The following is a 6,000-nucleotide window of genomic DNA, read 5'->3' on the forward strand; positions in this document are numbered from 1 at the left end:
TTCTCTCCTTATATACAAAACCTTAAATAGTGTAGATCCTTCTATTCTATAGAGCGTACGAAACTGATTCCTCTTTTTTGCTTATTTATATCTCAACAAACGGCAGAGACCCTCACTTTTAAAAGTGAGGGTCTACCTATTGTAGTAACAAATTATTTATAAATAACCATTGATCCGTGACTTATCTTCTTCACTAATTTCTTCTTCTAAGTCCTCAATACTTTCTGCTCTGCGTTCGTTTTTCTTTTTAATCCGTTCGAACTCTTTGCCCTCTGCAAACTTCATCGCATCTTCTGCTGCTTCCATATTACTGATCGTCTTATTCAATCGGACTTTGTTGTCAGCAGAATCATTCGGTTTCGGATAGTTCTTCGTCATCATATACACTCCTTTTTGAAGTTTTCGTTCTATATGATAGCTTTCCCGTATCTAGTTGAACTATACAAAGTTCATGGCAAACAGATCACTCAACATTACGTGTGGTTTTTCCTAAGCTGTCAAATGCCTGCTGCAAGGGTACTTTTAATGCAGGGGCTAACGTTTTTGCAAATTGCGCAGTAATATGATTATCATCACGATAGACAATGATATTCCCAATGACAGGATAACAAGTCGTTTCATCACAAAAAGAGTCTGTTAAGTCTGCGAAAAACACATTCGATGGAATACCTTCTGTCACTTCCCATGGTGTTTCCTTGGCAATCGCTTGATCTCTTGGCACTGAACATTCCAATGGATCGTCTGCTTTTTCAAGGCAGATAGGAATAATTTCTTGCATACGAGGATTATCACGTATCGCAAAGATTGTCGTAACACCTTCTAATTTCTTCCATTGATTAACAAATCCTCTAGGTACCTTCCGACGCTTATTCACTGTCGATGTTGTGAAAACCAAGTCTGGTGGATCTTCTAGTAATGTATCAATTAAATTACTATTCCAAGGAATACAAGCTTTCGTTAAGTTTCCATTCGGGTCTTCATCTGTAAATCGACAACCATCATGACTATATAAATCGATTTTAAAATTCATTTCTTCCGCTAATTCTATTAAAGCCGGGAACCAATGACCGGAATGTGAACCACCAACGAGCGCTAACGTAAAATCAAAGTCCTTCAATACACCATAAGAACATTTTCTGACTTCCGTGAGGTTAGCCGACTGGCATTCCAAATCATTATAAAATTCGGGAAGATCTGTTTTGATTTCTGAAGGTGATGGGATCAGGTCTACATGAGATACAGGTTTCATATCAAACTGATTTGATTGAGCGCCAGGGTAATCTTGTTCCTGGACAATATCCGAACTAGCCGTCGCCTCTTCAATATAAGCAGAAATAGAAAATATTGAGCTACACGCAAGTACTACCATAGTAGACAATACGACAAGCAATTTTCCTTTTTTCTGATTTCGACCTAATTTTTGAACGGGTTTTTCTACTAATTTTGTAGAAATCATGGACAACACAAAAGTTGTCATCAAAAGTAAAATACCATCTCCGAGAGGCACCGTTTCTGTTTCCATGTAAGAACGATAGAAAATCAGCAACGGCCAATGCCATAAATACACACCATATGTAAGACTTCCTAGATAGATAAGAGGCTTTGTTGATAAAGAACGATTTACACCGTATATCGTAATACTTTCAGAGGCAATTAATATAAGCAATACTCCACTAATCGGAATCAATGCCAAATATCCAGGGAATACAGTAGAAACTGGAAACAAAAATCCAGTAAGACCGATAATCGCTAGACCTAGCCATCCTAAAACAACACTCCACCTTTTATTGAAAAGTAGGTATGGGGATAGTAAAGCAAATATACCGCCAATACTAAATTCCCACATCCGCGTGAATGTATTGAAGTAGGCAAAAGGTTGGTTAACATTTGTTTGGTAGACGGAAAAAGCCAGTGAACATATAAACACTATAATAAGCGAACTAAGTATTGTCTTATATACAGGTGTTTTCAAAAACTTTCGTGCGATATAATAAATAGCTGCTAGTAAAACAGGCCAGATCAGATAAAATTGACCTTGCACACTTAGCGACCAAAAATGTTGAAATGGACTAGGTAAATTATCTTGCGCTAAATAGTCAACAGAATCTAATGCTAACCGCCAGTTTTCAAAATAAAACGTGGAAGCCAACATATGCGCAATGATTTCTCCCCATTCAAACTGAGGTAGAAGGATCACCGCAAATATTTCAGTGAAAATCAAGACTATTGTGGCTTGGGGTAATAGTCTTCTCATTAAGTTCAGAAAATATTCGATAAAATTCACTGATCCGGTTCGTTCTATTCGTGAGATGATGGACAATGTCATCAAATACCCTGAAATAACGAAGAACACATCGATTCCACCAGACACCCTACCAAACCATATATGATAAATAGCGATCAATAATGTTGCAACCGTTCGTACCCCTTCTATCTCGGGCCTAAATCTTTTATTTGGTAACTTTAGATCCGACATAACTTCCTCCGTTACATATGCTCTTGTAATTTTAAATGCATTTAATACTATATCATAATACTACAGAAACGTTCATTTTTCTCTATTAATATAATGGGAATTTGACAAATACTAAAGTAAGTATTTTCACAGTAAATATTTATTTGATTTGAGATGTTTACCCACAGACTCCTATTTATCCAATTTCAATAGACAAGAAAGAACAGAAGTCTCTATGATGACTTCTGTTCTTTCTTTATATGGCTCTTAATTTCACTTCGCTTTAAATACATCTTGCACGTAATAGTAAGACTTCCCCTACCGTTCTTCATACATAGGAACTGAATGGAGTTTTATGGATTTCAAACGATTTTATCACTCTAGCGATTGTGAGCCTACATATGTAAAGCTTGATTTAACTAGTAGTGAAGTATAGCTTCTTTACTTTTCACTTCACCATATCATCAATGATCCAAGGAACAGCATGAAGCAAATCCGGATATACTGCATCTGCCAGGGGATCTGTTGTACCTAAGAAGACCGTCCTAGTTCCTGCTCTTTTTCCGGCAATAATGTCTGTATCCGTATCGCCTATCATATATGAATTGGACAAGTTTACATTGTATTTCTTTGCGAGTTTTTCTATCAACTTACTATGGGGTTTACGGCAATCACAACCAGACTTCGGCTTATGCGGACAATATGCTACTTCGTCAATTATGGCACCTTCCTTTGCGAGCTCTGCTATCATATGATCATGTATGGATTTCAACTTAGATTCCTTCATGTAACCAAGACCTACACCGCCTTGATTCGTCACTACAAATATGTAGTCAAACGATTGATTCAATTCCTTTATCGCTTCTGCCACTCCTGGTAAAAAATATAATTGGTTAGGTTCATTCACAAATTTCACTCTATCCGTCAACACTTCATTGATCACACCATCTCGATCCAAGAATACAGCTTTTTTCATATTAGATTTCCTCCCAAATAAAAGATCTTATCTCTATTCATAGTATCCTCATAACATTCTTTTAAACGTAGTACCTTTCCAACTTCGCCTATAGACATAGTCAAGCAAGATTATTGTGGTCTTACGAAATAACAATTAACATAGCCTGTATGTTAGATTTATAACGAACTCCGAATTATTTTGTGATCTGTAATTAATTACGAGGTGATGCGTGGACATGGTAAACTCACAAAAATTCGATTTTAAAAAGAACCTTCCCTTGATGATTGTACTTTTATCGGGTGCGTTCATTACAATTCTGAATCAAACGCTTCTTGCTACAGCCCTTCCACCAATCATGAAGGATCTTCGGATTAGCGAAAGTACAGTGCAGTGGTTGCAGTCGATCTTCATGCTAGTAAACGGGATTATGATTCCAATTACAGCTTTTTTCATCGGCAAGTTTACGACTCGACGACTATTTTTGACAGCAATGAGTATATTTGCTCTAGGAACACTAATTGCAGCGACATCTCCAAACTTCTCTATATTGTTAATAGGAAGAGTTCTCCAAGGTGCGGGAGCCGGGATTATGATGCCGCTCCTGCAAACTATTATGTTCTTGCTATTCCCAATTGAACAACGCGGAAAAGCAATGGGTTACTTTGGACTCGTCATCGCATTCGCGCCAGCTATCGGGCCAAGCCTCTCTGGATATCTCGTAGATCAGTACCCTTGGCGAAGCGTATTCTACGTTGTTTTACCGTTTGCTTTGTTAAATATCGTAGCTGCTTATTTCTTGCTGAAAAATGTAACGAAACTGACCAATCCTAAAATGGACTATTTATCGATTGTGCTCTCTACATTCGGTTTTGGTGGATTGCTCTACGGCTTCAGTATTGCAGGTAATACGGGTTGGCTACATGCGAACGTTTTACTATCGTTAATCGTTGGGGCAATTTCACTTGCTTGGTTCATTCTAAGACAATTGAAACTGGAACAACCCATTCTCGAGTTTAAAGTGTTCAAGTATGGCGTATTCACACTGGCAACTAGCTTAGGTATGATTGTATTTGCTTCCATGATCGCATCTACAGTGATCTTACCGTTGTTTATGCAGACTATGCTTGGTTTTAATGCACTCCACTCAGGTCTTATGCTACTTCCAGGTGCAATTGTCATGGGTATCATGAATCCGGTAACGGGGACGATATTCGATAAGTATGGTGCCAAATGGTTACTGCTATCAGGCTTCACCATCTTAACCGTTACGACATTCATGTTCGCAAACTTATCAGTAGATACAACGTTCACCTATTTAGCCATATTAAACGCTGTAAGAATGTTTGGTATTGCAATGATTATGATGCCTTCGACTACACTAGGTCTGAATCAGCTACCCAATCATTTGATTTCTCATGGTACAGCTATGAATAATACTTTCCGCCAGATTGCGGGGTCTATTGGAACTGCTGCGCTCGTGACAATCATGATCACATCCGATCTAGATAACGGTACCATTGCTGGTCAAATTCAAGGTGTAAATACAGCCTTCTTCGTTTCAGGTTGTATATCCATTGTAGGTCTACTATTAGCGCTGCTGATCAAGAATCCAAAACCAAAAGATACCGATGTAAAGGTGTAAAACTATAACAGGATGTCCATGAAGTCGAAACACTTCTCTGGGCATCCTTTTTTGCTTGGTTTTCTATCAACATAACCTATTGAATTTCGATTTTTTCATTTAAATTATTGTATAGTCAACTAGACAATATGTAAAGTTCGGTATACATTTAACAAGACGAGGTGATGAGTGGAGTGATTAAAAATCGAGTGAAAGAATTACGTGCGCGGATGGATCTAACACAAAGTGCACTTGCAGAACAAGTTGGAGTTACACGGCAAACGATAGTGGCTTTAGAAAAAGGTAGTTATACCCCTTCTCTTTTGCTAGCTATGAACATTGCAGAAGTATTTAAGTTGTCGATTGAAGAGATTTTTTACAAGGAGGATGCTTGAATGAAGAATATATTTATTTCTGTTACATTACGAATCGTGCTATTCATTGCTTTATCTATCATGGTTTTTGATTTTCTGCAGGTTGAACAGAAATTCATTCAGATGGATCGCGGCTATATTGAAGGATTTACAGTACAAGTTAATACTTGGCCAGGAGCTTTGATGATTGCTGTACTCATACTTTTTATAATCGCTAATCTGATTCACTTTTTACGTATGCGGAAAAATAAAAATACCGATATACGTGATTTCATCACGTTCGAATACGACTCTACAGACGAACGAGCAGTGGCGAATACACGAAAAGCGATTAGTTATGCTTTTTCGGGTATATTAATTTACTCCTTTTTCATGATCGGTTCATTCATGTTTATTCCTAACTATTTTTTGGATTATATTTGGTATCCAATATTTGCAGTAGCTTCTATTCCAATTAGTGGTTTGATTATTTACGCGATTTCGTTTACCGTTTTGCAACGTGCTTAATAAATGAATGTACACATGCTTTATATAATGAAATCATTTTAAGGAAAATCGAGTAGAGTGAACGAATCAAAAGATTGACTCGTTC

At 37.4% G+C, this 6,000-nt stretch carries 6 protein-coding genes; 3 read left to right on the forward strand and 3 right to left on the reverse strand.

What is annotated here, in order from left to right:
• Nucleotides 1-156 precede the first annotated feature (156 nt).
• The 3 genes from CSV72_RS10570 to CSV72_RS10580 all read right to left on the reverse strand — a co-directional run bounded on the left by CSV72_RS10570 (nucleotide 157) and on the right by CSV72_RS10580 (nucleotide 3,431).
• Entirely contained in the window at nucleotides 157-378 is a 222-nt protein-coding gene (locus CSV72_RS10570; protein ID WP_099632720.1) for a small, acid-soluble spore protein tlp, read from the reverse strand.
• 85 nt (nucleotides 379-463) lie between these two features.
• Nucleotides 464-2,476, reverse strand: coding sequence for an acyltransferase family protein (locus tag CSV72_RS10575; protein ID WP_099678331.1), 2,013 nt, complete (start codon nucleotides 2,474-2,476; stop codon nucleotides 464-466).
• A gap of 427 nt (nucleotides 2,477-2,903) precedes the next feature.
• The gene (locus CSV72_RS10580; protein WP_099678332.1) at nucleotides 2,904-3,431 is read right to left on the reverse strand and encodes a D-glycero-alpha-D-manno-heptose-1,7-bisphosphate 7-phosphatase; all 528 of its coding nucleotides are present in this window, start codon (nucleotides 3,429-3,431) and stop codon (nucleotides 2,904-2,906) included.
• A gap of 217 nt (nucleotides 3,432-3,648) precedes the next feature.
• Here CSV72_RS10580 and CSV72_RS10585 point away from each other — a divergent pair, with 217 nt between their 5' ends.
• From CSV72_RS10585 to CSV72_RS10595, 3 genes are all read left to right on the forward strand, one after another.
• Nucleotides 3,649-5,055 carry an MDR family MFS transporter gene (locus CSV72_RS10585; RefSeq protein ID WP_099678333.1) on the forward strand — a complete coding sequence of 469 codons (1,407 nt, stop codon included), beginning with the start codon at nucleotides 3,649-3,651 and terminating at the stop codon, nucleotides 5,053-5,055.
• 173 nt (nucleotides 5,056-5,228) lie between these two features.
• On the forward strand, nucleotides 5,229-5,429 hold the full coding sequence (locus CSV72_RS10590) for a helix-turn-helix transcriptional regulator (protein ID WP_369802906.1): 201 nt from the start codon (nucleotides 5,229-5,231) through the stop codon (nucleotides 5,427-5,429).
• On the forward strand, nucleotides 5,430-5,915 hold the full coding sequence (locus CSV72_RS10595; protein ID WP_099678334.1) for a hypothetical protein: 486 nt from the start codon (nucleotides 5,430-5,432) through the stop codon (nucleotides 5,913-5,915).
• Nucleotides 5,916-6,000: the final 85 nt, after the last annotated feature.

Source organism: Sporosarcina sp. P20a (assembly GCF_002743175.1).
Classification (GTDB): domain Bacteria; phylum Bacillota; class Bacilli; order Bacillales_A; family Planococcaceae; genus Sporosarcina.

Bases quoted from the DNA above. Each gene is read 5' to 3' on its own strand.
- CSV72_RS10570 (WP_099632720.1), bottom strand. From the start codon at position 378: ATGACGAAGAACTATCCGAAACCGAATGATTCTGCTGACAACAAAGTC.
- CSV72_RS10575 (WP_099678331.1), bottom strand. From the start codon at position 2,476: ATGTCGGATCTAAAGTTACCAAATAAAAGATTTAGGCCCGAGATAGAA.
- CSV72_RS10580 (WP_099678332.1), bottom strand. From the start codon at position 3,431: ATGAAAAAAGCTGTATTCTTGGATCGAGATGGTGTGATCAATGAAGTG.
- CSV72_RS10585 (WP_099678333.1), top strand. From the start codon at position 3,649: ATGGTAAACTCACAAAAATTCGATTTTAAAAAGAACCTTCCCTTGATG.
- CSV72_RS10595 (WP_099678334.1), top strand. From the start codon at position 5,430: ATGAAGAATATATTTATTTCTGTTACATTACGAATCGTGCTATTCATT.